Consider the following 26,886-nt stretch of genomic DNA (forward strand, 5'->3'; position numbering starts at 1 on the left):
AAGGCCGGCGCTGCAGCCTGTCCCTTCAAGGTTTACCTGGAGGCATCCTGCGGTTTCTGCAACCATTGATCGCCGCAAGCAGGAACCCCAGTGCCAGAAAAGCACCGGGCGGGAGCACCAGCAACAACACCGGTGGCAGCGCCTGCTGCAGGCCCGGAACGCCCAAACCAAACAGGCTGCCGCTGCCCAACAGCTCCCTCCCCGCTCCGAGCAAGACCAGGGCCAGGGTGAATCCCAGCCCCATGCCGGCACCATCGGCCGCGGCTTCCCACACCCGGCGGCGACAGGCAAAGGCCTCCGCGCGACCGAGGATCAGGCAATTGACCACGATCAGCGGAATGAAAATGCCCAAGGCCTGATACAGCGCGAACACATAAGCCTCCATGAGCAACTGTACAATGGAGACAAACGTTGCGATGACGACGATAAAACAGGGTATGCGGATTTTGGAGGGAATAAGGTGGCGCAGCGCCGATACCGCTGCATTGGAACACAACAGCACAAACGTGGTGGCCAGGCCCATCCCCAGACCATTGCCGGCGGTGGTGGTAACTGCAAGGGTCGGGCACATGCCGAGCACCAGTTTGAAAACCGCGTTGTTGCTCCAAATCCCCCTGACGAAAACATCCGCATGGCTCATGGCCGCTCTCCGCTATCCGCGAGAATGACTCCGGCATGGCGACGAAACCGCTCCAGCCCCTCGGCAACCCCTTCCACCACGGCCCGCGAGGAAATTGTGGCGCCGCTGATCTGATCGAAATCGCCACCATCCTTGCGTACCCGCCAGCGATAACCGTTCAATCCCTTGCCGACAAAAAGATCCCGAAATTCCGACGCAACAATGCGGTTTCCCAATCCCGGCGTCTCGTTCTGCTGCAGAATTTCCAGCCCGGTGAGGGTTCCGTCCGGCGCAACGCCAATCATGATGGCGATGGGCCCGGCATATCCCTTATCCGATGTCACTCTGAACGCAACTCCGACAATACGCCCCTGGCGGCGCCCGCGATAATAGACGGTGCGCCGCGCCGATCCATCGGCAAGCGTCACCGAATCCTCATCCGGAGCGTTATCCACCGGCGGCAGCACCGCTCGCAGGGCGGCCAGCTGCTGACCGGCCTGCTGTTTTTCGATCGGTTCGCGGGTACAGCGTTCGGTCACTCCCAGCAACAGGCCGGACAGGGAAGTAATCAGCGTCAGAACCACCACGTAGCGCAAACTCTCCTTCATGGCGTCCCCCATGTTCTGGGGGAGCCGAAAGGACGCGGCACCAGGTAGCGGTCTATAAGAGGTGTTGTGGCGTTCATGAAAAGAATCGAGAAAGCCACGCCTTCGGGATAGCTTCCGAACAGGCGTATCGACAGGGTGAGGAGCCCGCAGCCACACCCGTACAGAAGCATGCCGCGCCCGGTTAAAGGCGACGTCACCAGATCGGTCGCCATGAAACACGCCCCCAGCATCAATCCTCCGGTCAAAAGATGTACGCCTGGATGCGCAAAACGGGTCGGATCGGCCAGCCAGAAAAGGCCGGACAGGATGGTTACCGTGGCAAGGTAACTGACCGGAATATGCCAGCTGATCACGCGGCGCCAGAGCAGATACAGAGCACCGGCCAAAAGCGCCACAAACGAAACCTCCCCCAGGGATCCGGCCATGTTGCCAAGCAGATAGTCGGTCAGCGAACCCCCCGCTCCCGGCGGCAAACGGCCGCTGAGCCATAGGGCGCTTTTCATTTCGCCCAGAGGGGTTGCCGCAGTAACGGCATCGGCCAGCAACCTTCCGGGCTGTGGCGCCGACCAGCGGGTCATCAACGAGGGGAAGGAAACAAGCAGAACCACGCGGGCAACCAGCGCAGGATTGAAAAGATTGTGCCCCAGGCCGCCAAACACCTGCTTGCCGACCGCAATGGCAACCAGTGAACCCAGCAGTGCCAGCCACCAGGGACTTGACGGCGGCAGATTAAAAGCCACCAGCAACCCGGTCAGGGCGGCACTGCCATCCCGGAACGAAGGCTGTTTTCCGGAGGCCTTTTGCCACAGAACCTCCACGATCACCGCCGTGACCACGCAGATGGACAAGGTCCGCAATGCCGGCAGGCCGAACAGGTAGACGGCAACGCCGCACGCCGGCAGCAAGGCCAGAAGAACCGATGCCATCATGCCCTCGGTGGTCAGGCCGCAATGCTGGTGCGGAGAAGGTGAAACGATCAGCAAATGTTCCCGGTTATCCATGGGATCAGCTTCTCCTGCGCCGGGCCAGAATCGCTCCTTTGGCATACCGGATCGACTGCACCAGGGGGATGCGGGCAGGACAGGCGTAAGAACAGCTGCCGCATTCGATGCAGTTGCGTGCCGCAAAGCGTTCCGCCAGCGCCAGTTCGTCCCGGCGAGCGTAATCGGCGATATAGGTCGGCAGCAGATGCATGGGGCAGACCGCGACACAGCGACCACAGCGTACACAGGGACCGGGCTGCCCGTCCACCAGGTCCTCCCGGCGAAACGCCAGCACGCCGCTGGTACCGCGCAGCACCGGCACGGCAAGGCTGTGCTGGGCGGCACCCATCATCGGGCCACCCATGATAACCTTGGCCGGCGCATCCCGCAGCCCGCAATACGCCAGCAGATGCGCGACAGGCGTGCCGATGCGCGTCCGCAGGTTCCGCGGTTTCTCGACGCAACCGCCAGCAACCGTCACCATGCGTTCGATAAGAGGCCGCCCCCTGGTAACCGCATCGGTCAGAGCGGCCACGGTACCGACGTTCTGCACCAGAACCCCCACATCCATGGGCAGCCCCCGCGCCGGCACGCGTCGCCCGGTGATGGCATAAATCAGCTGCCGTTCCGCGCCCTGCGGATAGCGGGCAGGCAGCACAGCCAGCTTGATGCCACGCTGGCGACAGCGGGAAGCCAGCCGTTGGGCCGTATCCGGCTGGTTGTCCTCCAATCCGATCCAGAGATGCCTGGCGTTCAGAATTTTCTGCAACACCTCCACCCCGGTCAGGACTTTTTCCAGCTGTTCCAGCAGCGTGCGGCGATCGGCCGTCAGCCAGGGCTCGCACTCCGCGGCATTGACGATCACCGTGTCGATCGGTTTGCCTTCGGGGGGATCCAGCTTGACATGGGTGGGAAACGCAGCTCCGCCCATGCCGACCACACCGGCCTCCCGGATACGCTCGAGCATCGCCTCCACGGTCAGAACATGAAACCCCTGACCAAGATATTCCTCGCCCCAGGCATCGTCGCCATCCGGTTGCAAAACCACCGCGAGCAGTTGTGCCCCGCAAGGATGGGGGCGCGGTTCCACCGCTGTGACAAGCCCCGAGGTGGGGGCATGTACCGGTACCGAAACAAAACCGTTGGCACGGCCGATCGTTTGCCCCCGCGTCACCCTCTGACCGGCAAGGACGCAGACACTGGCGGGAGAGCCAACATGCTGCGCCAGCGGAATCACCAGTTCATCGGGCAACGGACAGGTTTCACTGGGGATATCGGCGGTCGCCGATTTATGCGATAGCGGATGGATACCGCCTGGAAAACCCCGCGCCATCAGAGCACCTGCTCCGGCGAAACATTGCCAGCGGCGGGCGTGCCGGCAATCTCCCGAATACAATGAGTGGGACAACGCCGCACAGCGGCGGCCAGCGTGACGGCGTCTTCATTTCCGTAACGGACCACCGCCAGGAAATCCTCCATCATGAAACAGCCGGGCGCCGTTTTGAGACATAGTCGGCAGCCGATACACCCCGCCTCGCAATACGTTTTGACCTTGCCACCGGGGTCATGGCTGTTGCACAGGACGTGCACCGTGGCCTCGGCCGGAGCGAGAGTCAGCACTTGCCGCGGGCAGACAGACACACAAAGACCGCATCCGGTACAGCGGCCGCGGTCTACCGCAGCCAGGCCACGATCATCGATGAACAGGGCATCAAAAGGACAAATTTCCACGCAACTGCCCAGCCCCAGGCAGCCGGCAGGGCATAACTTTGGCCCCTGGGCAAGCTTCTGCGCGGCGCGGCAATCGTGCAATCCCCGATAATCGTACTTGGGCCGCGCCTGCTGCCGCCCTCCCTGACAGCGAACCACGGCCACCTGCGACTGGCGGGGAGTCGTCGCAATATTCAGAATCGCGCCGATGCGTACCAGCGTTTCCGTTCCACCCGGCCGGCACAGATCGGGAGCCGCTGTGCCCGCAAGCAAGGCACGGGCATAGGCATCGCACCCGGGATAACCACAGGCCCCGCAATTGGAGCCGGCCAGCACTTCCAGCAAGGCCGTATGGCGGGGATCGGTTCGCACCGAAAAACGCCGGGAGGCGGTGGCCAGCAGCAAGGCGGCAAGGCAGCCAAGACCTCCGAGAACGACCGTCGCGGCAATCATATCCGCACCGCTTTCAAGCCTGCACCATCCCTGCAAATCCCATGAATGCCAGCGCCAGCAGGCCGGCCGTGATCAGCTCGATGGGCGTACCGCGAAACGCCGCCGGGACCGGGCACAAAACCAGACGTTCCCGAAGCCCGGCATACAGCGCCAGGGCAAGCGTAAAACCGGCGGCCGCGCCAAAGGCGAACACCAGGCTCTGCACGAAACTGTAATTTTCCTGAATGTTGAGAACCGCCAGGCCCAGAACCGCGCAATTGGTGGTAATCAGCGGTAAAAAGATACCGAGCGCCTGATACAGGACCGGCGACGACTTGCGCACGATCATTTCCACCATCTGCACCAGGGTGGCGATAACCAGGACAAAGGCGATGGTCTGCAGATAACCCAGGTCGCATGGCGCCAGCACCAGGTAGTGCAGCAACCAGGTGCACGCGCTCGCCGCCACCATCACGAAGGTAACAGCCATGCCCATGCCAAGCGCGGTTTCCAGCTTGCGGGACACGCCGAGAAAAGGACACAGTCCCAAAAAACGCGCCAGGACGAAATTGTTGACGAAAACCGCTCCGAAAAGTATCAGAAGAAGGTCTTTCATGAGGCTCCTCCAGCCGGCGGATGGTCCGCCCGGGCCAGGAAAGCTTACCGCAGCCCCGGATTCAAGGCAATTTCTAATTCCTGCTCGCAAGCCAGCTGCAAAAGATCCGTCCTTGACAGGCTTTTAAACGCGTGATAGTCAAAACGCGAAGATGCGTCTGTGGTTTATCGTTTTTTTCTACAGAAAAGGTTTGCCATGCCCTGCTCCCGATCCCTTGAACTCTTCCAACGGGCGAACCGGGTCATTCCCGGCGGTGTCAACAGCCCGGTTCGTGCTTTCAAAGCCGTCGGCCGCCATCCTTTGTTCATCGACAGGGCAGAAGGCAGCACCCTGATCGATGCCGACGGCAACAGGTATATCGACTATGTCGGCTCCTGGGGGCCGATGATAGCCGGACACAGCCACCCCAAAATCGTCGAGGCGATCCGCAAGGCGGCCGGACGCGGCACCTCCTACGGTGCCCCCACCGCCCTGGAGATCGATCTGGCCGAACAGGTCTGCGCCGCGTTCCCCAATATGGAACAGGTGCGCATGGTTTCATCCGGCACCGAAGCGGCCATGAGCGCCATCCGCCTGGCGCGCGGCTTTACCGCCCGCAACAAGATTCTGAAGTTCGAGGGATGTTATCACGGCCACGCCGACAGCCTGCTGGTGGAAGCCGGCAGCGGCGTGGCTACCTTCGGCATACCGGCCTCGCCGGGGGTGCCGGCGGATTTCGCCCGCCATACCCTGACCGCGCCTTTCAACGACCTCGACCGGGTCAAGGCCCTCGTGGAGGAGCACAAGGCCGACCTGGCGGCCATTATTCTGGAACCGATCGCCGGCAACATGGGCTGCGTTCCACCGCAGCCGGGCTTTTTGAGCGGGCTGCGCGATTTGTGCGACCGGCACGGCATGCTGCTGATTGTCGACGAAGTGATGACCGGGTTTCGGGTCGCCTACGGCGGCGCTCAGCAACTTTACGGGGTGAAGGGTGATCTGGTATGCCTGGGCAAGATCATCGGCGGAGGGATGCCGGTGGGAGCTTTCGGAGGACGCCGCGATATCATGCGGCAACTGGCACCGGAAGGCGGTGTTTACCAGGCTGGCACCCTGTCGGGAAACCCCCTGGCCATGAGCGCCGGCCTCGCCGCCCTGGCACTGCTGCGTGAAGAAGGTGTTTACGAGCAACTGGAAGAACGCAGCGCCTGCCTGGCCGAAGGACTGCGGCAGGCAGCGACAGCGGCCGGTGTACCGGCCTGCCTGCAGCGGGTCGGCAGCATGTTCTGCTGTTATTTCCAGGCCGGCCCGGTGCGCTCCTTTGCCGATGCCAGAGCCAGCGACACCAGGGTTTTTGCAACCTTTTTCGGAAACATGCTGGATAACGGCGTGAACCTGGCGCCATCCCAGTTCGAAGCAGGGTTCGTGAGCCTGGCGCATACCCCCGAAGACATCGATCGCACCATCGAAGCCGCACATCGATCGCTGCAAGGGGCCTGATTCCTCACGGGGGCGCATCCGGTTGGTAATCCCGTGCGCCCCCGGTTTTATGCACCAGCCTCGGCACTCAAACCTCACTCACTTTTCAACACTTCGAGGATCTCGACCTGCGCCGCCTGCCAGGCCGGATAGGCCCCCGCAACAAGCCCCAGCAGCGCCGAACCGGCCAATGCCAGCAACACCAGAGACGGCTCGAAGACATAAGGCAGTCCGCCGATCCGGCAGACCAGCAGCACCAGTCCCAATGCGAGCCCAACGCCTGAAAGACCGCCGGCCATCGCCATCATGGCCGCCTCCAGCAAAAACTGGCCCACGATATCACGCCGCCGGGCGCCCACCGCCCGTCTTACGCCGATTTCCAGTCGCCGGGCGCGAACCAGCAGCACCATGATGGATAGAATGCCGAGACCGCCAACGGTAAACGATACCGAGGAGCTGATAAGACCGAGGGTACCGACCAGGTTCAGGGCCTGCTGCTGGACCTCCATGGTGTCCTTTGCGGTCAGGACGGAAAAATCGTCCTCTTCTCCGGGGCCGATGCGATGGTTGCGCCGCAGAATTTCGGCGGCGGATTGTTTGGCCGCGGAAATATCGGCTTCGTCGCCAAGCTGCAGATACACCCCGCTGAGCCAGGTCTGGTTGCTCATGCGGCGCAGATAGGTGTCCATCGGCACAAATACCTGTTCGTCCTGATCGGCACCCGCGATATCGGCGCCTTTGGGTTGCATCACCCCCACCACCCGCAGCATCGCCCGATGAAAAAATACCGGTTGTCCGAGGGCGGCCCGCGACCTGCCGAACAGGCGCCTGGCAATACTGGCCCCCAGCACGCAAACCCTGGCACGGCGGTTTTCGTCGGCGGCGGAAAGAAAACGCCCGACTTCGGGCACGGCGTTGCGCACCCACCGATAGTCGGGCCAGGTGGCCACCAGCTGGCAGTTGATGCTCAGGTTGCCCGAGCGTATCGGCAGGGTGACGCTGACAAACGGTGCCGACTTGCGCACCGCGGGCAGCGCCCGGGCCAGATCCCGGGCATCCTGCAGCGTAAAGGTGGTCGCTTCATGGCGCACTCTGCCCGATCGGCCGGGCCGAAAGGCGAGCTGACCGGTGCGGGCCATGAACAGATTGCTGCCGAGCTTGGCGGTTTCCTGCTCGGCCTTGAGCAGCATGGCGCGGGAGATGTGCTGCACACCGGTCAGGGCCAGGGCGCCAAGCATCACGCCGAGCATGGCCAGAAGGGTCCGCAGACGATGGGCACGTAGTGATGCCAGTGCAATTTTAATGCTAAGCAGCATGCCCTTGCTCCACGCCGTCTATGCTCAGCCGTTGCCTTTGAGGGCATCGATGGGCGACAGGGATGCCGCGCGCCGCGCCGGCTTGAGACCGAACAGCAAACCGATGACCAGTGAGGCAGTCAGCGAAAAACCGAAAACTTTCCAGGAAAACAGGATTTGCAGGATTTCCAGCCGCGCCAGCAACTGCCCCATGGCCATGCCCAACCCCATGCCGAACAGCGCGCCAATCGATGTCAGGATCACCGCCTCCAGAAGAATCTGCGTCAATATCGCCCAGCGCGGTGCCCCAAGCGCCATTTTCAGTCCGATTTCCGAGCGGCGCTCATCGACACCGAGATAAAACAGATTGGCCAGCACAAAACCCCCGACCACCATGGCCACCAGGGCGGTCACACCGAGAAACAGCACCAGCCCCCCTTGAATGTCGACAGAAATTTCAGAATCTCGTCGGCGGTAAGGATGCTGAAATCGTCCATTTCTTCCGGCCGCAGGCCGTGCAGATGGCGCAACAGGCTGCGCATATTGGCGACATGCCGCGGCATGGATTCCGGGTGATGGAATTTAACGCGCAGGGCGCGAAAGTATTTGCGATCCAGGTTGAAACGCCGGGTCAGGGTGGTAATGGGGATGATGATACGGTCGTCGATGGCCCCGCCGCCACCCACCACGCCGCGATAACTCAACCGGCCGACAATCTGCAGAGGGAACCGATCCATCAGTACGGTACGACCGATCGGCGATTCGTCGCCGAACAGTTCACGGGCGATCGTATCGCCGATCAGGCCGACTCTGGCGCCCTGCCGCAGATCATCCCTGGTCAGGTCCCGCCCCTCCGTCAGCGGCCAGTCCCAGGCCCGGGCGTAACTTTCCGTGGTACCGACCACCACGGGAACCTGGGTGACGCGCCCGCCGTAACGGACCTGCACATTGCTTTTGGCGCGCATGGGGACCACCAGGTAGACCCCCGGCAAAGACCGTCTCAGCGCCGCCGCATCCTCGTAGGAAAGGGTCAGGGTGCGCTGACCCACGGCCCGACTTTCGATATTGCCGCCCAGCAACAGCGCAGCGTCGGGGCCGAACACCCGCACCATCTCGTTGGCCTTGCGCTCGGCACCATCGACAGCGGCCACAATGACAGTCAAAGAAGCGATACCGAGGGCCACCCCCGCTATCACGAACAGGCTGCGGACCCTGGCCGCGCGCAAGGCATGCCACGCCATGCCTGCGCATCGCCAGGCAACAGTCAATATTTCAGCCAGCCTGGACATGTCCATCACTCAGCACGATCTGCCGTCCGGCGTAGCCGGCCGTGGCGGCGTCGTGAGTGACAAGCACCACGGTGCGCCCCTGGGCGTGGATCGACTGCAGCAAGGCCATGATTTCCGTGCTGGTGGTGGAGTCGAGCTGGCCGGTCGGCTCGTCCGCCAGCACCACCTGGGGATCGTTGAGCAGCGCACGGGCCATGGCGACCCGCTGCTGCTGACCGCCGGAAAGTTGTCCCGGGCGGAAATGCATGCGTTCCTCAAGTCCGACCTGGCACAACAGCCGCTCCGCTTGCTGTCGCAGGCGCCGTGCCGGGGTGGTGCCGTAAAGTCCCGGCAGCATAACGTTGTCGAGGGCGGAAATGTAGGGGATCAGATAAAAGGTCTGAAAGATGAAGCCGAACAGTCTGTTGCGCAGCTCGCTGAGACGATCGTCGGGCAGCCCGGCGACGTCCTCGCCCTGCAGATAATATTGGCCGCCGGAAGGGCGATCCAGCAGCCCGAGGATATGCATCAGTGTCGATTTGCCCGAACCGGAAGCACCACGCAAAGCCACAAACTCGCCGGGGTCGATGGCAAGGCTGACGCCTTTGAGCACTTCGACACTCAGATCGCCCAGCATGAACGTCTTCTCGATGGCATGCAACCGGATGACAGGCTGCGGATCGCTCATGGCCCGCCTCCCCGTTTGCCGTCAGCGGCGCCAAGCACCACCTGGGTCGCCACCAGATCGCCTTCCTGCAGCCCCCCGAGAAGCTCACTCTCCTGCAGACCGGTGAGACCAAGCCTGGGCGAGACTTCCCGCACGCTACCGTCGGGCTGTACATGAAACACCACCTGGCGGGAATCGACCCATTTCAGGGCGGTGTTGGGCAACCGCAGAACCTGGTCTTTTTCCGCCACCACGATCTGTACCTGGGTCGTCATTTCCGGACGCAGCCAGGCGGCTTCCGTTTTGGAAACAGCCACCAGGGCTTTGTAATAAACGATGTTTTCGCGGATTTCCGGCTCGGGATAAACCGCCTGTATGGTCCCGCGAAACACTTTGTCGGGGTAGGCATCGACACGGAACTCGGCGGTCTGTCCAAGCTTGACATGACCGATATCCGTCTCGTCGACATAGATCCACATCTCGAGCCGGGAGGTATCGAGCACCGTAATCAGGTTGGCGACCTGCAGCCCGGCAACGATGGTTTCACCCTCCTGAGCGGTCACCTGGCTGACCACGCCATCGATGGGACTGTGGATATCCGTATAGGAAAGACGCACTTGAAGAGCTTCGAGATTGGCCCGGGTAACCCGCACCGCCAGTTCCGCCCGGCGCAGGTTCTCCTCGAATTCCCGCTGCAGCCGCTCCAGGGCCGTGCGGCGCGCGGACTCACGACCTGTTTCGACTTCGGCCAGCTGGCGGACCTTTTCCAGTTCGTCCCGGGAAACCACTCCCTCCGCCGCCAAAGCCTCGACACGCCGGTAGTTGCTGCGCAGATATTCAGCCTGGGCCCGGGAAAGCGCCAGCTCGGCGCGGGCTTCCTCGATATGCAACGGGTCGACACGCTGCACCCGCCGCAGCTCGGCCTCGTCGGCCTGCAAACGGGCGCGGGCCTCGGCGACCTGGGAACGGATCTCGCGACTGTCAATGCGGGCCACCAGCTGCCCTTTGATTACCGGATCCCCGACCTGCACCAGCATCTTTTCGATGGTGCCGGTGGCGCGCGCGCCGATTTTGACAATAGCACCGACCTGGGCCTTGACGATGCCGGTCTGCTCCAGCACCTGCCTGACTTTTCCGCGATCGACCGCCATCGTTTCCAGAACCTCGACCGGCGCTTTCGGCCGGCGCAGATGCCAGAGAGCGAAACCTGCCGCCAGCATCAGGATGACAAACAGCGGAATCAGGATTTTTTTCATCGGTACCCCTTTGTTGCCAATCATTGTCGGCCCGTTGCAGCAGGTTACGCTTTGATTTTCGAAGCGCCTGGAAACAAGCTTCCAGCCACCCGTGGCCAGGGCTTTTGTTTGCTTTTTTTAAAAAATTGTGCTAGCAAAACCCCATCCATAGCTCTGCGGAAAAGCAGAGTTCCGTCGGTCGTACCGCTCGACACCCCTGCAGCCGCCGTGTTGCCGTTGTTATTGCTTGCCTCGCCACCAGGGGCTAAAAGGAGGCTTTTTTCATGTCACGACGCTGGATCATGACCCTGGCCCTGTTGTTGCTGTGGGCCCTCCCCGCTGCCGCCGCGCCGAGTCCCGCTATCCCCCTCGACAGCTGGATTTACCCTGCCCTGGACAAACTGGCGGGGATGAGCCTGGTCGACACCGCCCTGCAGGGAGACCGCCCCTTCAGCAGAGCCGAAGCCGCCCGCCAGACCATCGAGGTCATCGAAGCCGGTCGGGACAGGATTCTGCCCCCCGTTGCCCGGGAACTGGTGGCCCGTCTTAAAACCGAATTTCGCCAGGAAATTCAGGAACAGCGCAATGGACCGGAAAAAGCCGGCAGCTATTTCAAACCGATCCGCGAAATGCAATTTGACTATGTGTTGCGGGATGGCGCCGATTCCTTGTATCCCGGCACCAACGCCCGGCAATTTTCGCTGATCACCAACCATGATGGTCTCGATTACAGTGAAAACCACAACCTTGAAGTCACCCTTGCCGGTGATGCGCGACTGGGACGCTGGCTGCTGGCCGAATGGCGTCCGCTGCTGCGAGCCCAGGAAGATGGCAACACCGGCATCCGTCTGCGTGGCGGCAGCCTGACCCTGGGTCTGGGCCCGGTCGACCTGTCCGTTGGCCGTCAATCCCTGTGGTGGGGGCAAGGCCGCAACGGCTCTCTGGTGCTCACCAACAACGCCGATCCGTTGGACATGATCCGGCTCACCAACCCCACGCCGGTGATCCTGCCCTGGGTTTTCAAATACCTGGGACCGTTCCGCTTCGACCTGTTTGTGGCGCGTCTCGATGACGACCGCGTCGTGGAGGAGCCGTATTTCGGGGGCATGCGCCTTGGACTCAAGCCGACCTCCTGGCTGGAACTGGGCCTGTGCCGCACCGTCATGTTCGGCGGCAAGGGGCGGCCGGGCATCGACTTTGACGACTTTCTGACCATTATCGGCGGCGAAAATCTCAGTGGCGACGAGGACACCAGCAATTCGGTAGCCGCCATCGATGCGCGGGTCAAGCTGCCGTTTTTATGGAATGCCGAACTGTACGGCGAACTCGGCGGCGAGGACCAGGCCGACTTTGCCGGGTTTATTCCGTTCTTCTCCAAAAAAGCCTATCTGGCCGGGCTCTATCTGCCCCAGATCGAACCCAGCGGACGTTTGAGCCTGCGCCTGGAGTATGCCGACACCAGCCTCGACAGCAATATCTGGTACCGCCACGGCCTCTACACCTCCGGCTACACCTACCAGCAAAAGATCATGGGGCATGCCATGGGCGGCACCGCCGAGGATTATTTCGCCGAACTGGAGGCTTATTTCCCCCTCGGTCTGAGGCTGGCGTTCAACTTTGATCACCAGAAACGTTCCGCCGGTATCGGCACGGCGGAAAAACATTTCAGGCCAGGGCTGGCCATGGAGTGGCACTGCTCGCCAAAACTTACCCTGCGCTTCGACTATGCATTCGACCGGGTGGAAAATTTCGGTTTCGAAAACGGCAGGAACCGCAACCTGCACATGGCCAATGCCGGCATCGACTGGAACTGGTGACGGCAGCCGTCAACCTCTCCGCGGCTCTGCAGGCGGTTTTTCAACCGCCTGCGGAGCTCAGGTCGGGAAAGTACGGGACAAAAGTGAAACGGCCCCATCAAAAGGGGTCATCCTCTCCGATACGCCGCTTCCGGTCACTGAACCAGCCCAGCAAAGCCTGCACCTTGCCCCAGAACCACTCCCGCAGCCTTTTGCGCCAGGAACGCATCACCCAGTCTTCCAGCCGGATTTCCACACTGCGACCGAAATCGGTTTCCAGTAATGCAGCTGCCTGCGTGCTCAGAGAGGCATCCACGGCCTCCTGGTTGGCCTCGAGGTTCCAGCGATAATTCCAGGCATCCGCATTGCAGGAGCCGAAGCTGACCCAATCATCACACATCAACATCTTGTAATGGGTAAACCGTGGCTGGTATTCAAAAATCCTGACGCCGGACTTCAGCAGGCGGTGATAGTAGCGCCGGCCCATGTACCAGACGGCCGGATGATCGTTCAGGGCACCGGGCAACAGCAGCCGCACATCCCTGCCCTCGCGGGCACTGCGGCGCAGGCACTGACGCAACTTCCAGGACGGCACGAAATAGGCCGTCGCCATCCAGACCCGGCTGCGCGCGCGGCGTATCTGACGCACATAGGACCGGATGATTTCAGAACGGCCCTTGATGCCCCTCTGCAGGGTAACCCGGCCCCGGCCGCCCTCATCCTGGGCCCAGGAACCGCCGGGCACCTCGGAAAGCGGGCTTTGCGCCCAGCGGTTCCAGGTGCGGGCAAAAAGCGCCTGCCAGTCGCCCAGGCAGGGGCCGCGAATTTCCAGCATCGCCTCGTGCCACCAGGATCCGGAAGCCACACCGGGATCGAAAGCATCCGTCAAGCCGGTGCCGCCGGTGAAACCGACCTCGCCATCGACAAGCAGCAGTTTGCGATGATCGCGAAACAGGTTGCTGCGCCAGCGGAAAAAACCCAACGGGTTGTAAAAAGCCAGTTCCACGCCGGCATCAGTGAGCCGTTTGCGGTCACTGCGGCGCAACCCCAGAGCGCCGTAAGCATCGAGCAGCACGCAGACCCGCACACCGCGCCGGGCGGCAGCCTGCAATCGCTCCACGAAACGGTCAACAACCTTGCCCGATTCGCAAAGGTACATTTCCAGCAGCACATACCGACGCGCGGCGGCGATGCTGTCCTGCATCACGGGGAAGAAACGGTCGCCGTCGACCAGCAGACGAAAGCGGTTGCCGACACGCCATGCAAACCGGTATTTGCCACGGGATATTTTCATCATTTGGCTGCTTCGCAACGGATGAACACCTTTTCCGGGTTGTGTTTTTGTTGCGTTTTGGCCCCCACCCGAAACGGGTCCGGCGCCGGTATCGGGGCGAAACCGATGTGCAAAAGCGCGTTTCCGGTGTAAAGCCACTCATCGCATAACCGGCAGTGGACTTTAAAAGCATACCCGAAATTGGTGGCCGATAGCGCTTTCCGGCAAAAACGCCGACGGCAAAAAGCCAGCCTCAATGGCTAGAAGGCACTGATAAACAGCAGGTTCATCGCACCGATGATGCCGCCCAACAGCGCGCCGAACAGGTTGATATATTTGAACTGCTCCTGCATGATGCCGAGCAGCAGGCCTTCCACCGCCAGAATATCGAGACTGTTGATCTTGTCTTCGACCATGCGGCGGACATTCAGGGAATCAACCAGTGGCGGCACTTCCCTGCAGAGCATTTCACCCAGTTGCGCGGTCAATCCGTCTTCGAGTTCCAGCCGCACTTCGCTCGACATGCGCGCCGAGAGGCGCCCCAGGGGACGCTGGAAAACCAGGGTCTCGACCAGGTTCGCCAACTCCCTGTCGACCGCCTGCCGCGCCGCCGGCGAACACAGCCCGTGCAGCAGCCGCTCGTGCAGGGCGCGCCGGGCCACAGGCAGGCCGCCCGGCGGGAGCATGTCGGCCAGCAATTGCCCCAGGGGGCGCTGCCGCAGGGGGTCGAGCAACCGATCGACGAGCGTCTCCACCGCCTTGCCGGCGGTATCGCTACGCAGAGCGACGACAACACGGGCCCGCACGAAACGCCGCAGACGGGCGATGCGACCGCAGGACATGCCGGCCAGTAATGTGGCCGGGGACTTTTCCAGAAGCAATTCCAGACGCTCCCGAACCACCTCGACAACCCGCCTGCGGTTCTGTTCCTCCGCCAGACAACATTCAATTTCCTGCGCCGCCCGGTCGAGCAGACCCGGCAGGTATCTGGCGATCTTGTCAGGGGTAAGAAAGGCCGATACCAGGCCACCCATCATGCCAAGGGAAGCGGTGAATTCTGCGAGGGCTTCGCTGGCCCGCTCGGCGATGCGTTGACGAACTTCCGTATCCTGCAGCAGGGTCAGCAGCCGCTCCACCAGGGCGGGCAGCTCTTCCTCGATCCATTGCCGCGCCCCCTCCAACAGTTCCCGTGGCACGAATTCACGCAACGGACGGTCCGATTCGAGCAGCTTTTGCAGTTGTTCGTCGACCAGCTGGCCGGCCTGCCGAGCGACCTTTTCCGATTGCAGCCAGCCCGCCGCCTTGCGGCGCAGATGGCGCTCAAGGGCGGCGCGCTGCAGGGCACCGAGCATATGGGCCGGCTCCTTGGCCAGCAGGTCTTCTTCCTTTTCTTGCAGCCAGGTTTCCAGGCGAACCCTGAAAGGCTGACTTTCCAGGTATTCAAACAGCGCCCTGAGCGCCTTCCAGCGCAGGGTCTGCGTCAATTCCCGAAAACGCTCCTTGAACTTGTCCGGCACCAGCTCCGCCAGCGGACCGAGGTCCCTGTCGAGCAAAGCGCCGAGCTTGCCGGCGACCGCCTGGCGCAGCTCGCCCTGGAAGCCTGGCTTTTGCAACGCCCCGGCCACCTCTTCGGCGGTCACCAGATGACTGCCGACCATGTCGCCGATGCGCTGCGCCAGTTCCTGCCGCCTGGAGGGGATGATGCCGGGGGTCAAAGGCACGCGCAGTCCGAAAATCCGCCAGGCCCGCAAGGGCCTGAAAAGCATCCGGATGGCGATATAATTGGTAACGTAACCGATCATGGCCCCCAGCAGGGGTGGCGCCAGATAGGGCAGACTTTGAATAATCATTTCAGACATGAACACCTCGCGCTGCATCAGGAACGATCCGGCAGTTATCATAACGGCAACACATTGCCCGCGCAAGCGGTTCAAATCGTTTGATTTGCTATAATATTCAGGGGCTGGCTCCCAAGACAAAAAACCCGGACAAAGACAGATGACCAGAATACGAATGGCGATGTTTCAATGACGAGGGAAAAACCTATGACGGCACCCGTTTCTCCAGCGGAAAGCAAACTCGAGATCCGCGAAATGACCATTGATGATCTATCCGAGGTGTTTCACATCGGCGAGGAAGTCTTTACCGCCGAGTTTTCGCCGACCTTGTATCGCACCTGGGACGAGTATGAAATCACCACCCTGTTCAACTCGGACAGTGAACTGTGCCTGGTCGCTGAACTCAACGAAACAATTGTCGGCTTCGCCCTCGGCACAACGGTGGAAAAACAGCGAGGGCCCTGGAAGTACGGCTACCTGGTGTGGCTTGGAGTGCGACCGAAGGTGCAGAAAGCCCATATCGGCCGCGAGCTGTTCCGGGAGTTGCGGCGCCGCATGCGGGAGCAGGGCGTGCGCATGATCATCGTCGACACCGCTGCCGACAATGAAGCAGCTCTCGGCTTTTTCCGCAAACAGGGCTTCGGCAACCCGCGCGAGCATGTCTACCTCAGTCTCAACCTGACACGCTCGCGCAGAAAATAGGAGCGTCATGCTGAACCGTTGGGAACCATTGCGCGGGCGCCTGTGCCGCGACCGGCTGCACCGTATGCTGTGGGAGATGGTGGAGATCTATTCTCCCTCGGGCAAGGAGGAGGATATTCAATGCTATCTCGAAGGGATATTGCAAAGCGCGGGGCTCGAGGTACACCGGGATTGTCTCGACGAAACCCGCTTCAACCTGCGCTGTGTCATGGGACAGGGTGAACCCGATTTCTACCTGGTCGGGCATGTCGACACGGTGGCCGATTTTGAATTGCAGGAACGGGGCCCCCGACAGCAGGGCGGTATTCTCTGCGGGCTCGGCAGCGCCGACATGAAAGCCGGGTGCGCGGCCATGATTGAATCCTTTCTGACCCTGGCGGAACACCTGCCGCCCGAGCAGCGTCCTTCGGTGGGACTGCTGCTGGCAGTGGGTGAAGAAGAGGACGGCGCCGGCAGCCTGGCGTTTCTCGCCAACCACCGGCCCGCCTGGGTGGTGATCGGAGAACCAACCGGCCTGCAGGCCTGCTTTTCACATTATGGCTACCTTGAAGTAGTGCTGACCACCAGCGGGCGCCGCAGTCACACTTCCCTGCCGGAACACGGGCACAACGCCATCGAGTCGATGCTGCAGGTGCTTTTGCACCTGGGCCGCGCACCTTTGCTGCGCAGACCTGACGGGGGGCTCGTCTATTCCATCCGTGAAATGAACTCGTCCCGGGCCGGCTTCGTGGTTCCCGACCGTTGCGAAGCCCTGATCGATCTGCACCTGCCCCCTCCCTCGATCTCGAAAAAACCGTAACCACGCTGCGCCGCCGCCTGGCCAGCGCCAGCCGACATATCCATGGGCTGGAACTGGAGGTGGATATCCCCTGGGCGAACCGCGGTTACGATCTCGGCACCGACCACTGGCCGGGTCACACACTGCCCGGCATATATTCCCGTCTGGAACGGCCGCTGGCATTCACGGCTTTCCGTTCCCATTCGGACGGCAATCTTTTCTTTGAAAAAGGCTGCCATCCCCTGCTGCTGGGACCTGGCGCCCTGGAAACCGCCCACACCTGGAGCGAACAGGTTTCCCTGGAAGAACTCGACCTGGCTGCCGCCATCTATCTTGGCTTGTGCCTGGCCGCGCCGCCACCCCGGCAAACCCGATGGCTCGCTACGGAAGATAGTGGCGATCCGGAGCGTTCGGAGATACGCCCCGTCATCGATTAGGCCGTGCCCTTTTCCGCCGTTTTGGAAAGCGGGCCGGCCAGGGCCTGTCAGCTGTCTATTTCGATCAGGGAATCGTCACCGATATTCATGCGGCGCGGCGAACCGGACAGCTTCACGGCATTGCCGAGAATGCTGAAACGCAGGTTGGCATCCCGGACATGGCAATCAGCATTGATGATCGAATCGCGGATGATGCTGGCCTCGACAACCGTACCGGTGGCCAGAGAGACGTAGGGGCCGATTATGCTGCCTTTCACCTTGACCCCCTCGGCAATGTAAACCGGTGGAATAACAACTGTATCCACCAGTTCCCCCGGCAGCTGTGACGTTGCTCCAGCAGATAACGGTTGGTCTCGAGCAGCGTCTCCGGCTTGCCGCAGTCCAGCCAGGCGTCGATTTCCGGGGCGCGGAAACGCAGTCCGTCCCTGATCATGCGCATGAATACCGCCGGCAGGTAAAATTCGCCTTTGACCGTGTCGCCGGCCTGGATGGCCTGATCGAGATAGCGCATGAAACCCGACGCATCCCTGAGATAATAAAGTCCGACCTGGGCCAGACGTGAAATCGGCGTGTCCGGTTTTTCCACCATGTCGACAATAATGCCGTCGCGGATCACGTTGACGCCGAAACGCTGATAATCCTCGACTTCCTTGGAGAAAATAAGGCCGTCGCAATCGGCGCACAAATCGAGGATGCGACCCAGATCGGTAACAAAAATAGTGTCATTGAACACCACCAGGACGTCATCGCCGGGGACAATACGTGGCGCCGCCAGGGAAACGGCATGCGCCGGACCGAGACGATCTTTCTGCACGATGTAGCTGCATTTCAGATCGGGGAAACAGCGCTTCATGAAGGCTTCGATCTGCTGGCCGTTTTCATCGGTGATGAAAATCAGCTCCTCGGCGGCCAGCACCTTGAGGCGTTCGATGATATGTTCGAGGACCGTTTTGCCCGCCACCTGCACCAGGGATTTGGCGCGGGTGTGGGTGTGGGGACGCAGCCGCGTGCCCTTGCCCGCCACCGGCAGGATGATTTTCATGCCAACCTCCGTAATATGAAGTCTTGTCAGAAGCGGACCCTTTCCGGTAGCATGAGCCCGCCGTCGTGCAAGACTATAACCGCAATGACCCGTCCGGGCAAGTTTCCGGTACCGCCGTATCGCTTACCACACGAGGAATTCGCATGAAGGATCATCTCATCCGCGTCGCCACCAAAGATGGTACCCTGCGCGCCACTGCCGCGGTGACCACTGGCCTGGTCGAAGCCATCTGCCGCCGGCAGGGCACCGACCCAACCGCCACCGTCGCTTTGGGAAGGCTGGTCACCGGCGCGGCGCTCATGGGCAGCCTGCTCAAAAACGACCAGCGCCTGGCACTGATGGTAGAGGGCAACGGCCCGCTGCAGAGGCTGCATGCCGAGACCGACGCTCTCGGACAGGTGCGCGGCTCGGTGAAGGTACCGGTATCCGGCATTGCCCCGACGGATAAAGGTTTCGACGTGCCGGCCGCTGTCGGGCGCGCCGGGTTCCTGCATGTTATCAAGGACCTCGGTCTCAAGGAACCCTATCGGGGCATGGTTCAGCTCTACAGCAGTGAAATCGCCGAAGACCTCGCCTATTATTTGACCTCCTCCGAACAGGTGCCATCCACCGTCGCCCTCGGAGTGTATCTGGAGAGCGCCGGCCGCGTCTCCGCAGCCGGCGGTTTGATAGTACAGGCCATGCCCGAAGGAGAAGAGGCCCTCATCGCCCTGCTTGAAAAACGACTGGTGGCGCTGCCGCCGATCACGGCCCTGCTGCGCGAAGGCAAGGGCCCCCGGCAGATCCTTGAAGAGCTGTTCGCCGATATTCCCCTCGGCCGCACCGAAGAAACGCCGCTGGTTTTTCGTTGCACCTGCAGCCGTGGCCAGGTGCTCGGCATGCTCAAGACTCTGGGGAGGAAAGAATTGCAGGAAATGGCCGCCAGGCAGGAAGAAACCGAAGTCGTATGCGAATTCTGCAAGGAGCGCTACCGTTTCAGCTCCGAAGAAATACAATCCCTGATGGCCTGACCGGCCCTACCGAGATCCCATGAGCCCAAGGCCTCTGAATCCTGACATCTTTCTGCAACAGGCAGCGCAATACCCGGTATTCGACGTTCGCTGCCCATCCGAGTACGCCAGGGGGCATATCCCCGGGGCGCACAATCTGCCGCTTTTTTCCGACGAGGAGCGCCATGAAATCGGTATCCTCTACAAACAGCAGGGGCGAACATGCGCCTTCATGCGCGGGCTGGAGATTGTCGGGCCCCTGCTGGCCGAATATATCGTCCGGGTCCGAAGCCACACCGATAGCCGGCATATCCTGATTCACTGCTGGCGCGGGGGCATGCGCAGCGAGTCCCTTTCCTGGCTACTGGACAAAGCCGGGTTCCGGGTAGGACTGCTCAAAGGCGGGTACAAGGCCTACCGGAAATACGTCATGACGGGATTCGAAACCCCGTTGAGCCTGCTGGTGCTCGGCGGCATGACCGGCAGCGGCAAGACAGAAATCCTGCACAACCTGCAACGCCGCCGCCAGCAGATCCTCGATCTCGAAGGACTGGCCCACCACAAGGGATCCGCTTTCGGCGCGGTGGACAACATTGCACAGCCCACCACCGAGCAATTCGAGAACGATCTTTTTGACGCCATGCGGGTCCTCGATCCCGGGCAAACCATCTGGATCGAAGACGAAAGCCGCAAAATCGGCCATGTCAGCGTCCCCGAGGGCCTTTTCCGGCAGATGCGCGAAGCCCTGGTGATGCGTATCCAGGTGTCCCGCCAAGCCCGCGTGACGCGCCTGTGCAGCGACTACGGCGCGGTGTCTCCCGAAAAACTGGGCAACGCAGTACGGGCCATCAGCAAACGCCTCGGCGGCGAGCGCACCCGCATCGCCCTGGAAGCGATCGCCGCCGGCGACTACGCCACAGCCACCCACGCACTGCTGGATTATTACGACAAGACCTACCAGTTCGGCCTGTCCAAACGCCATCCCGATTCCATCATCGATCTCGACCATGCCTCCGACTCTCCCTGTGCCATCGCCGGAGCGTTGGTTGAAAAAGCCGCAAAAATCAGCCGCAATCCTTAAACGGTCCGGATATCATATGCTGGTTGACGCCCACGCCCACATCGACTGGTACACCGACGCCTTGCCCGAGGCCCTCGAACAGATCGAACGGCATCGCATCCTGACCATGGCGGTTGCCATGGATGTGCCGGCATATCTGAAAACCAGGGAGATTGCAGAAGCCTGCCCCTATATCGTCCCGGCCTTCGGCATTCATCCCTGGGAGGCCAGTCGGTATGCCGATCGTCTGCATGATCTTGATCCTTACCTGAACGAGACCCCCATGATCGGTGAGGCGGGCCTCGATTTTCGTTACGTGAAGGACGAACGCCTCTCTCCGGACCAGCTCGAGGTTTTCGAATACCAATGCGCCTGGGCGCAGCGTCATGCCAAATCGATGAACCTGCACACGCGGGGCGCCGAAACCGAGGTGCTGGAGATGATCCGCCGTTACCGGATCGTTACGCCGGTCATCCACTGGTACGGCGGACCGGTCGAACTGATCGAGGAATACCTGGCGGCGGGCTGTTATTTTACAGTTGGCGTCGATATTCTCAACCCGCGTATCGCGCACAGTATCGCCGAACGGCTGCCGCTGAGCCGCATCCTTCTGGAGACGGACAATCCCGACGGCTACCGCTGGCAGGCCGGGCAGATCGGCATGCCCGATCTGCTCCTGGCCATCCTGGAGAAAGTGGCCGCGATCAGAGGAATGAGCGCCGCAAAACTCGAAGATATTCTCTGGCAGAACTGGCGGGATCTCGGCATCAAGGCAAAACCATGGCGACCTTGACCGATGTTGGTTCCCGGTGTTTTGCACGTCTCGATTTTGTGGTATAGTTTTACCAAGCTGAACGATAAAGGATTTCTTCAAGGCAAAAGGAGGAAGATGGTATGACGATCTCTGATCCGCCGGGCCAGATGGAGAGGTTTTTATCAATCTGATCGTTGAAATTTCACGGATTACGCAAAGCGGGTAATCCGAGACAGTTTCCCACGACGGGAAATCACAAAGAAGCAGAGCAATGCAAAGCGCCCCGAAGAAGGTTTTCGGGGCGCTTTCATTGGTGGCCTTGTTATCCAACGCCCGCCACGCTTGCCCGGAAACGCCGCCAAGCACCTGTCTGCAGGCAAGCTTCAGGGAAAAACCTTTTACCCTCCGGCAAAGATTGCTAAAATCCCCGACATCTTACCCTGCCGCATGGAGGCCCCATGGTCCGAAGGTCTTTGCTTGCCATCACATTTGTATCCTTGCTGTCCGTTTTTATCCTTGCCGGCATCGCCCGCGGCGATGATGCGACTCTGCAAAAAAGCATCCAGGCCCTGGAAGCGCGCATCGCGGCCTATGTGCCGGACAATTATTACCGGGATGATGCTTTCGGCCTGATCGTGGTCAAACAGGCCATCATCAGTTTGAAAGCAGGCTCGGGGGGCATAGGCGCCTGCCTGGTCGACGGCAGGACCGGAGAATTGGTCGAAACCGGGCGCAACCGGCAATACCGCCCCCACTTTCGAAGCGACATGCATGCCGAAATGGACCTGCTGAACCGTTACGAGGACCGGGTGCAAAAAAAGGGCGGCGCCAATTCCACCAATGATCCGCGCCAATGCGGCGACCTGATCCTGTTTACCTCCACGGAACCTTGCCCCATGTGCCTGACGCGAATCATCAATTCAGGCATTCAGCGCATGTACTACATCAATCCCGATCCGGATGGCGGCATGGCGCATCGCATGGAACAGCTGCCACGGTTCTGGCGGGAGTTTGCCGCCAATCGCGACTTTCGCCAGGCCGAATGTTCGCCAGAGCTGCAGCAGATCGCCCGGGACCTGTTCCGGCACTCGGTGCGCTCCTTTGCAAAATCCGGCAAACATTGACCAGTGCAACAAAGTACAGGGGTTGTCCTTTTCCCCGAGGAAAGAGACAACCCCTGTAGCGTAACAGAATCAGCGAGCAGAGCGAACCGCTACAACCCGAGAGCTCGCCGCGCCCTTTTTGATGATTCAGTACAGATAGCTGAACCGCAGCCAGGCACTGTGCATGGTGGTCTCATCGCCGAACTCGCCACCATAGGCCAGTTCGGAGGCCAGCTGATTTTTCCGCAAACGCAGCGAAGCGGAAACCGTGCCGGTCACTTCGTCCTGATCTGCCCTGACCGTCACCGGCCCGCTGCCCGCGATCGACTGGTGGGCGTCGATTTCATCGTCGGTAATCAAAAAACGCAGCCCGGCAGCCAGCGAGGGGGTGACCTCCACGTCCCCGGCCTGCAGGGTGGTCAGCCAGCGCAGCGACGCCAGGGCGCTGAGCTGATGCTCGTCGATGGCATCACTGCGCATATCCCAGGCGTCGTCATCGGCATCGGTAGTGAAGCTTTCACGGTGCAGCCACAGGTATTCCAGTCCGGCTTCCGGTAACAGCAGTTGGGCCCCGTGCCTGAAAACACGTCCGGCCAGCAGCGTGGTCCGCAAACCGCAGCTGTCGTAATCGGCGCTTTCACGCTGTTCCAGGCCGACCCCGGTCAGCCCGTCATAGTCGTGCCAGCCATAAAATCCGGTGAGTTGACCGCGCCAGGTCCAGTTGTTCCGGCTCCCCATCAGATGCAGGCCGGCACTCAGAACTTCCTGGTCTTCCTGGTTGCGGCTGTAACCGTTGCCGGTAAAATCGAGGCCGGCATGCCCGAACCCGACATGGAACCCGTACAGATTGCCGTTGGCGTGCCGCTCCAGTCCGGTGACAAACCCGACCAGATCGGCGTCGTAGCCGACCGGTGAGGCGTCCTTGTCGACATTGGCGTAATAGGGCGAAAAGAAAAAACCGCTGTTGACGCCAGTAGCATATATCCCTCCGGCATCGCCCGCTACCGTACCGGCGGCAGCGTACAGCCGCGGCACGCCCGCGTCCGCGCGGTGGCGCAGAAAAGTGGTGACGATGCGGTGACCGACCAGGTCGGAGGACAGGGTGAAGGCCTGCCGCAGCAAACCGACGGCTTCCAGTTGCGGCGAAGCGGCGGGACCATAGGCAAGCGAAACGGTATCGTCCACGCTCCCCTCGGTGGCCTGGTCATGATATAGCACCGCGATGGAGGGATTGACGGCGGAAATCGCGCCAAAAGCTCCGGCGACGGCGCCGCTGCCCTCCTCGGTTTCAAAAATTTGATATTCGGTGTTGAACAAGGTTTCACCGCTCAGTGCGGAAACACTCAAGGCAGCACCATTGATATCCAGGGTGGCGCCATCATTCACAAACAGGGAGCCAACGGTCGGGTCACCGTCCAGGGTCATGTGGTAGCTGTCGAGCAAGGTGACGGTACCGGACATGACTGCCACTTCGTAGGCCCTGTCGCCAAATGCCCGAATCATACCGTTCTGGGTCAGATTACCGTCGGCGGCAAACAGGATGCCCACGGCTGCCGTGTCCAGATCATCCGGTGCCATGGCCTGCACCGTTATATTGCCGCCATTGATGACATCGCCGCCGGTGGCAAGAATACCGGCGGCCCCGGCATGGGCCTCGCCAAACGCAGTTGAAAAAGGATCCAGCCCGGTACCTTCGCCGTAGGTTGCGGTTGCGGTGATATCGCCGGTGTTGTCAACCGATCCGCCCTGCAGACCTATAGCAAGAGCGTAGGGCTCGGAGGAATCAGCGGTCGCGGTGCCGCCGGTTGCGGTGACCGCAATCGTACCGCTGTTAACGATCTCGTCGGAAGCCCGGATGCCCCAGGCGTCGGCATAGGCATCGCCGTCTGCATCGGAAAGTGCGCCGCTGGCAGTTCCTCCCTGGGCCGAGGTGGTGATGGCACCGCTGTTGACAACAGACCCGGCTGTATCGATACCGTAAGCGAATGCTTCGGCGTAGCCGACATCGCTGCCGCTGGTCACGCTGCCGCCGGTGGCGGCGACGCTGATGGCACCACTGTTGGACACGTCATTGCCGGCGGATATCCCGTAGGCTTCCGCATCGACATAACCGTAGCCATCTTCTTCAAGCTGCCCGCCAGTGGCAGTTACCGAAAGGGAACCGCTGTTGTCAACGATCCCGCCCGCTTCGATACCAGAAGCCTCCGCATAGCCATAGGTGTCATAGCCGGTAGTGGAGATACCGCTGCCGGCGGCAGAGGTCACGCTGATGGCCCCGCTGTTGCGCACATCGCCTTCGGTTGATATGCCGTAAGCTTCGGCTTCGTGGTCGGCAAACGAGATATCCGAAGAGGCCGTGCCACCTTGGGCGGCAACGCTGATGGCGCCGCTGTTGTCAACGCCGGCCAGGGCGCGGATACCGCAGGCCCGCGCCTCGGCATAGGCATCCAAGTAGGCATCTGCCGTGCCACCGGTGGCGGTAGCGGCAATGTCGCCACTGTTGAGCACCGCGCCATCGGAGTAAATACCGTAAGCTTCCGTCCAGGAAAGACCGTACTCCGATTCCGAAGCCGTCTGCGTGGTGCCGCCGGTAGCGGCGGCGCTGATGGCGCCGCTATTGCTTACATCGCCAACCGAAGACAGGCCCCAAACTTGCGCGTAACTCTCCGCATAACCATTGTCGGAGGATGCCTCCCCGCCCTGGGCGGTGACACTGACCGTGCCACTGTTGTTCACCGAGGTCTGGGACACAAGCCCCCAGGCTTCGGCATAGCTGTCCGCCCGGTTGGTTCCGGCGGTGGCGCTGCCACCCTGGGCGGTCACGGAAACCGTGCCGCCATTGTTGGTCACGACACCGTCCGATGCAATACCGTAAGCTTCAACGTAGGCACTGGCTTCGTCGCTGGCCTCGGCCGTGCCACCGGTGGCACTCACGGTTATCGCCCCGCCGGCGCCATTGGTGACAGCATCTGCCGCGTCGATGCCGTAGGCAAAACCCCTCGCGTAGCCATCATCGCCATTGACGCTGCCTCCCGTCGCGCTGACGGTGACCGGCCCGTCGTTCGTTACGGTGGCGCCGGAGGCAATGCCATACGCTTCAGCATTGGCCAGGCCGTCGTTGTAGACAGACGTGACCGATCCACCCTCGGCAGTCACGGCAACAGCACCGCTGTTGTCCACCGGGCCGTCGGAGTCCAGCCCCAGCGCCCGTGCGACAACGGTGGAATAAGCGCGCCGGCTGACGGCGTTGCCGCCGCTGGCCGTTACCGTCACATCGCCGCTGTTGCTCAGCAGGCCCGTGGCGGATTCGGACAGGACGCCAGCGGCATAGGCCGTTGCCGATGCACTGTTGTACAGAAAATCTCCTGCAACGGTGGCATCGCCACCGCTGGCCGTTATCGTCACATCGCCACTGTTGGCAATGATCGCCTCGGAAGATTCAGAGCGCAGACCTTCGGCGACGGCATTGGCGATGACCGTGGCATAATCGCTGCCGCTGGCACTGGCGGTGCCGCCGCTGGCACTGGCGTCGATGTCACCGGAATTGCTGATCCCGGTGTTGGACTCGATGCCGTAGGCCCAACTGCCGGCATATGCGTAGGTGGTGGCCGCGGCGGTGCCACCGGTAGCAGTCACGGTAACGGCTCCCTCGTTGGTCACCGTACCCAGCGCTTCGATGCCGTAGGCATACAAACGGCTGTAGGCATGAGTGCCAGTGTTGTTGATGGTGGCGCCGCTGGCATCCACCGTCAGATCGCCACGGTTATCGACTGCCGCATCGGTGACAATCGCAAAGGCGCTCATTTCGCCATAGGCGGAAAAATCGTTAGCAGGCACGCCGCCAACCGCTGTGAGCTGGATCAGCCCGGAATTCTGCAAATCGACGGCGGCATCCGCGTAGAGACCAAAAACGGAATACCGCACATTCGTATAGCTGCCCGTAACGTCCCCGGCGGCCATGATCGAATAGTTGTCCCCATTGACAAAAGGCGAAGTCTCCGACGTCGCATCAAAACCATAAACCTGCTGGCCATCATGCAAACCCAGAAACTCCCGATCGATATCAGCCGCCCGCGCCGCGGGACCAGCCGTCGCCAGCAACCCCGCCAGAAATCCGCAGGCCGCCAAAACCGCCGCACCCTTTCTTGTCAGATTTTGCATGCTGATTCCTTTCTCCAAAGTAGGCAGTTCAATACACAAACCTCCTCCATACACGATCCAAA

Annotated in this window: 23 protein-coding genes and 1 pseudogene; 9 read left to right on the plus strand and 15 right to left on the minus strand. The window is 61.3% G+C overall.

What is annotated here, in order from left to right:
* Positions 1 to 25 precede the first annotated feature (25 nt).
* The 6 genes from rsxE to rsxA are packed head-to-tail and all read right to left on the minus strand — an operon-like array spanning position 26 to position 4,968.
* Positions 26 to 640, minus strand: coding sequence for an electron transport complex subunit RsxE (rsxE, locus tag A6070_RS14770; protein WP_072286469.1), 615 nt, complete (start codon positions 638 to 640; stop codon positions 26 to 28).
* A complete protein-coding gene (locus A6070_RS14775; RefSeq protein ID WP_072502117.1) occupies positions 637 to 1,227 on the minus strand; it encodes an RnfABCDGE type electron transport complex subunit G in 591 nt (196 codons plus the stop codon). Before A6070_RS14775 ends, rsxE begins: the two co-directional genes overlap by 4 nt.
* Positions 1,224 to 2,228: an RnfABCDGE type electron transport complex subunit D gene (locus A6070_RS14780; RefSeq protein ID WP_072286471.1), complete on the minus strand. Its 1,005-nt coding sequence runs from the start codon at positions 2,226 to 2,228 to the stop codon at positions 1,224 to 1,226. The genes A6070_RS14775 and A6070_RS14780 overlap by 4 nt, the downstream gene beginning before the upstream one ends.
* A 4-nt stretch (positions 2,229 to 2,232) precedes the next feature.
* Positions 2,233 to 3,543 (minus strand): electron transport complex subunit RsxC, encoded by a 1,311-nt coding sequence (rsxC, locus tag A6070_RS14785; RefSeq protein WP_072286472.1) that lies wholly within the window; start codon positions 3,541 to 3,543, stop codon positions 2,233 to 2,235.
* The gene (locus tag A6070_RS14790; RefSeq protein ID WP_072286473.1) at positions 3,543 to 4,373 is read right to left on the minus strand and encodes an RnfABCDGE type electron transport complex subunit B; all 831 of its coding nucleotides are present in this window, start codon (positions 4,371 to 4,373) and stop codon (positions 3,543 to 3,545) included. The genes rsxC and A6070_RS14790 overlap by 1 nt, the downstream gene beginning before the upstream one ends.
* A 13-nt stretch (positions 4,374 to 4,386) precedes the next feature.
* Positions 4,387 to 4,968 (minus strand): electron transport complex subunit RsxA, encoded by a 582-nt coding sequence (rsxA, locus tag A6070_RS14795; protein WP_072286474.1) that lies wholly within the window; start codon positions 4,966 to 4,968, stop codon positions 4,387 to 4,389.
* Between the two features lie 195 nt (positions 4,969 to 5,163).
* Between rsxA and hemL the strand changes: the two genes are divergently transcribed.
* Positions 5,164 to 6,447 (plus strand): glutamate-1-semialdehyde 2,1-aminomutase, encoded by a 1,284-nt coding sequence (gene hemL, locus A6070_RS14800; RefSeq protein WP_072286475.1) that lies wholly within the window; start codon positions 5,164 to 5,166, stop codon positions 6,445 to 6,447.
* A gap of 74 nt (positions 6,448 to 6,521) precedes the next feature.
* Here hemL and A6070_RS14805 read toward each other — a convergent pair whose 3' ends face one another.
* The 4 genes and pseudogenes from A6070_RS14805 to A6070_RS14820 form a co-directional block, all read right to left on the minus strand.
* Positions 6,522 to 7,742, minus strand: a complete 1,221-nt coding sequence (locus A6070_RS14805) for an ABC transporter permease (protein ID WP_072286476.1) — start codon at positions 7,740 to 7,742, stop codon at positions 6,522 to 6,524.
* A 24-nt stretch (positions 7,743 to 7,766) separates the two neighbouring features.
* Positions 7,767 to 9,010, minus strand: a pseudogene (locus A6070_RS14810) (ABC transporter permease).
* A complete protein-coding gene (locus tag A6070_RS14815) occupies positions 8,994 to 9,677 on the minus strand; it encodes an ABC transporter ATP-binding protein (RefSeq protein WP_072286477.1) in 684 nt (227 codons plus the stop codon). Before A6070_RS14815 ends, A6070_RS14810 begins: the two are co-directional and overlap by 17 nt.
* Positions 9,674 to 10,912 (minus strand): efflux RND transporter periplasmic adaptor subunit, encoded by a 1,239-nt coding sequence (locus A6070_RS14820; protein WP_072286478.1) that lies wholly within the window; start codon positions 10,910 to 10,912, stop codon positions 9,674 to 9,676. Before A6070_RS14820 ends, A6070_RS14815 begins: the two co-directional genes overlap by 4 nt.
* A gap of 263 nt (positions 10,913 to 11,175) precedes the next feature.
* On the opposite strand from A6070_RS14820, the gene A6070_RS14825 reads away from it, so the two are divergent.
* On the plus strand, positions 11,176 to 12,708 hold the full coding sequence (locus tag A6070_RS14825; RefSeq protein WP_072286479.1) for a capsule assembly Wzi family protein: 1,533 nt from the start codon (positions 11,176 to 11,178) through the stop codon (positions 12,706 to 12,708).
* 97 nt (positions 12,709 to 12,805) lie between these two features.
* On the opposite strand, the gene A6070_RS14830 is transcribed toward A6070_RS14825, so the two are convergent.
* Together A6070_RS14830 and A6070_RS14835 are read right to left on the minus strand one after the other, a co-directional pair.
* A complete protein-coding gene (locus tag A6070_RS14830) occupies positions 12,806 to 13,984 on the minus strand; it encodes a phospholipase D-like domain-containing protein (protein WP_235605478.1) in 1,179 nt (392 codons plus the stop codon).
* 236 nt (positions 13,985 to 14,220) lie between these two features.
* Positions 14,221 to 15,819 (minus strand): DUF445 family protein, encoded by a 1,599-nt coding sequence (locus tag A6070_RS14835; protein ID WP_158513989.1) that lies wholly within the window; start codon positions 15,817 to 15,819, stop codon positions 14,221 to 14,223.
* A gap of 186 nt (positions 15,820 to 16,005) precedes the next feature.
* On the opposite strand from A6070_RS14835, the gene A6070_RS14840 reads away from it, so the two are divergent.
* Genes A6070_RS14840 through A6070_RS16215 form a run of 3 tightly spaced genes read left to right on the plus strand, consistent with a single transcriptional unit; the run spans position 16,006 to position 17,715 of the window.
* Positions 16,006 to 16,500, plus strand: a complete 495-nt coding sequence (locus A6070_RS14840) for a GNAT family N-acetyltransferase (RefSeq protein WP_072286481.1) — start codon at positions 16,006 to 16,008, stop codon at positions 16,498 to 16,500.
* 7 nt (positions 16,501 to 16,507) lie between these two features.
* Entirely contained in the window at positions 16,508 to 17,299 is a 792-nt protein-coding gene (locus A6070_RS14845; RefSeq protein ID WP_072502118.1) for a M20 family metallopeptidase, read from the plus strand.
* Positions 17,242 to 17,715, plus strand: coding sequence for a zinc-binding metallopeptidase family protein (locus tag A6070_RS16215; protein ID WP_236718888.1), 474 nt, complete (start codon positions 17,242 to 17,244; stop codon positions 17,713 to 17,715). The genes A6070_RS14845 and A6070_RS16215 overlap by 58 nt, the downstream gene beginning before the upstream one ends.
* 47 nt (positions 17,716 to 17,762) lie before the next feature.
* Here the strand turns inward: A6070_RS16215 and A6070_RS16220 are convergent, their stop codons facing one another.
* Both A6070_RS16220 and A6070_RS14855 read right to left on the minus strand, forming a co-directional pair.
* Entirely contained in the window at positions 17,763 to 17,972 is a 210-nt protein-coding gene (locus A6070_RS16220) for a hypothetical protein (RefSeq protein WP_236718889.1), read from the minus strand.
* Complete coding sequence (locus tag A6070_RS14855) at positions 17,969 to 18,757, minus strand: sugar nucleotidyltransferase (protein WP_236718890.1); 789 nt, start codon at positions 18,755 to 18,757, stop codon at positions 17,969 to 17,971. Before A6070_RS14855 ends, A6070_RS16220 begins: the two co-directional genes overlap by 4 nt.
* 143 nt (positions 18,758 to 18,900) lie before the next feature.
* Between A6070_RS14855 and hslO the strand changes: the two genes are divergently transcribed.
* From hslO to A6070_RS14875, 4 genes are all read left to right on the plus strand, one after another.
* Complete coding sequence (hslO, locus tag A6070_RS14860) at positions 18,901 to 19,767, plus strand: Hsp33 family molecular chaperone HslO (protein WP_072286483.1); 867 nt, start codon at positions 18,901 to 18,903, stop codon at positions 19,765 to 19,767.
* Positions 19,768 to 19,786: 19 nt separating this feature from the next.
* Entirely contained in the window at positions 19,787 to 20,827 is a 1,041-nt protein-coding gene (mnmH, locus tag A6070_RS14865) for a tRNA 2-selenouridine(34) synthase MnmH (protein WP_072286484.1), read from the plus strand.
* A 16-nt stretch (positions 20,828 to 20,843) separates the two neighbouring features.
* Positions 20,844 to 21,599 (plus strand): TatD family hydrolase, encoded by a 756-nt coding sequence (locus A6070_RS14870; RefSeq protein WP_072286485.1) that lies wholly within the window; start codon positions 20,844 to 20,846, stop codon positions 21,597 to 21,599.
* 419 nt (positions 21,600 to 22,018) lie between these two features.
* Positions 22,019 to 22,684, plus strand: a complete 666-nt coding sequence (locus A6070_RS14875) for a nucleoside deaminase (protein WP_072286486.1) — start codon at positions 22,019 to 22,021, stop codon at positions 22,682 to 22,684.
* A 126-nt stretch (positions 22,685 to 22,810) separates the two neighbouring features.
* Here A6070_RS14875 and A6070_RS14880 read toward each other — a convergent pair whose 3' ends face one another.
* Positions 22,811 to 26,824, minus strand: coding sequence for a hypothetical protein (locus A6070_RS14880; RefSeq protein WP_072286487.1), 4,014 nt, complete (start codon positions 26,822 to 26,824; stop codon positions 22,811 to 22,813).
* Positions 26,825 to 26,886: the final 62 nt, after the last annotated feature.

It is taken from the genome of Syntrophotalea acetylenica, from assembly GCF_001888165.1.
Classification (GTDB): domain Bacteria; phylum Desulfobacterota; class Desulfuromonadia; order Desulfuromonadales; family Syntrophotaleaceae; genus Syntrophotalea; species Syntrophotalea acetylenica.

Coding starts and splice junctions, on each gene's coding strand:
- mnmH (WP_072286484.1), top strand. CDS start 19,787: ATGAGCCCAAGGCCTCTGAATCCTGACATCTTTCTGCAACAGGCAGCG.
- hemL (WP_072286475.1), top strand. CDS start 5,164: ATGCCCTGCTCCCGATCCCTTGAACTCTTCCAACGGGCGAACCGGGTC.
- rsxA (WP_072286474.1), bottom strand. CDS start 4,968: ATGAAAGACCTTCTTCTGATACTTTTCGGAGCGGTTTTCGTCAACAAT.
- A6070_RS14775 (WP_072502117.1), bottom strand. CDS start 1,227: ATGAAGGAGAGTTTGCGCTACGTGGTGGTTCTGACGCTGATTACTTCC.
- A6070_RS14835 (WP_158513989.1), bottom strand. CDS start 15,819: ATGTCTGAAATGATTATTCAAAGTCTGCCCTATCTGGCGCCACCCCTG.
- A6070_RS14820 (WP_072286478.1), bottom strand. CDS start 10,912: ATGAAAAAAATCCTGATTCCGCTGTTTGTCATCCTGATGCTGGCGGCA.
- A6070_RS14815 (WP_072286477.1), bottom strand. CDS start 9,677: ATGAGCGATCCGCAGCCTGTCATCCGGTTGCATGCCATCGAGAAGACG.
- A6070_RS14790 (WP_072286473.1), bottom strand. CDS start 4,373: ATGATTGCCGCGACGGTCGTTCTCGGAGGTCTTGGCTGCCTTGCCGCC.
- A6070_RS14825 (WP_072286479.1), top strand. CDS start 11,176: ATGTCACGACGCTGGATCATGACCCTGGCCCTGTTGTTGCTGTGGGCC.
- A6070_RS14830 (WP_235605478.1), bottom strand. CDS start 13,984: ATGATGAAAATATCCCGTGGCAAATACCGGTTTGCATGGCGTGTCGGC.
- hslO (WP_072286483.1), top strand. CDS start 18,901: ATGAAGGATCATCTCATCCGCGTCGCCACCAAAGATGGTACCCTGCGC.
- A6070_RS14875 (WP_072286486.1), top strand. CDS start 22,019: ATGGTCCGAAGGTCTTTGCTTGCCATCACATTTGTATCCTTGCTGTCC.
- A6070_RS14805 (WP_072286476.1), bottom strand. CDS start 7,742: ATGCTGCTTAGCATTAAAATTGCACTGGCATCACTACGTGCCCATCGT.
- A6070_RS14840 (WP_072286481.1), top strand. CDS start 16,006: ATGACGGCACCCGTTTCTCCAGCGGAAAGCAAACTCGAGATCCGCGAA.
- A6070_RS14845 (WP_072502118.1), top strand. CDS start 16,508: ATGCTGAACCGTTGGGAACCATTGCGCGGGCGCCTGTGCCGCGACCGG.
- A6070_RS14880 (WP_072286487.1), bottom strand. CDS start 26,824: ATGCAAAATCTGACAAGAAAGGGTGCGGCGGTTTTGGCGGCCTGCGGA.
- A6070_RS14855 (WP_236718890.1), bottom strand. CDS start 18,757: ATGAAAATCATCCTGCCGGTGGCGGGCAAGGGCACGCGGCTGCGTCCC.
- A6070_RS14870 (WP_072286485.1), top strand. CDS start 20,844: ATGCTGGTTGACGCCCACGCCCACATCGACTGGTACACCGACGCCTTG.
- A6070_RS14780 (WP_072286471.1), bottom strand. CDS start 2,228: ATGGATAACCGGGAACATTTGCTGATCGTTTCACCTTCTCCGCACCAG.
- rsxE (WP_072286469.1), bottom strand. CDS start 640: ATGAGCCATGCGGATGTTTTCGTCAGGGGGATTTGGAGCAACAACGCG.
- rsxC (WP_072286472.1), bottom strand. CDS start 3,543: ATGGCGCGGGGTTTTCCAGGCGGTATCCATCCGCTATCGCATAAATCG.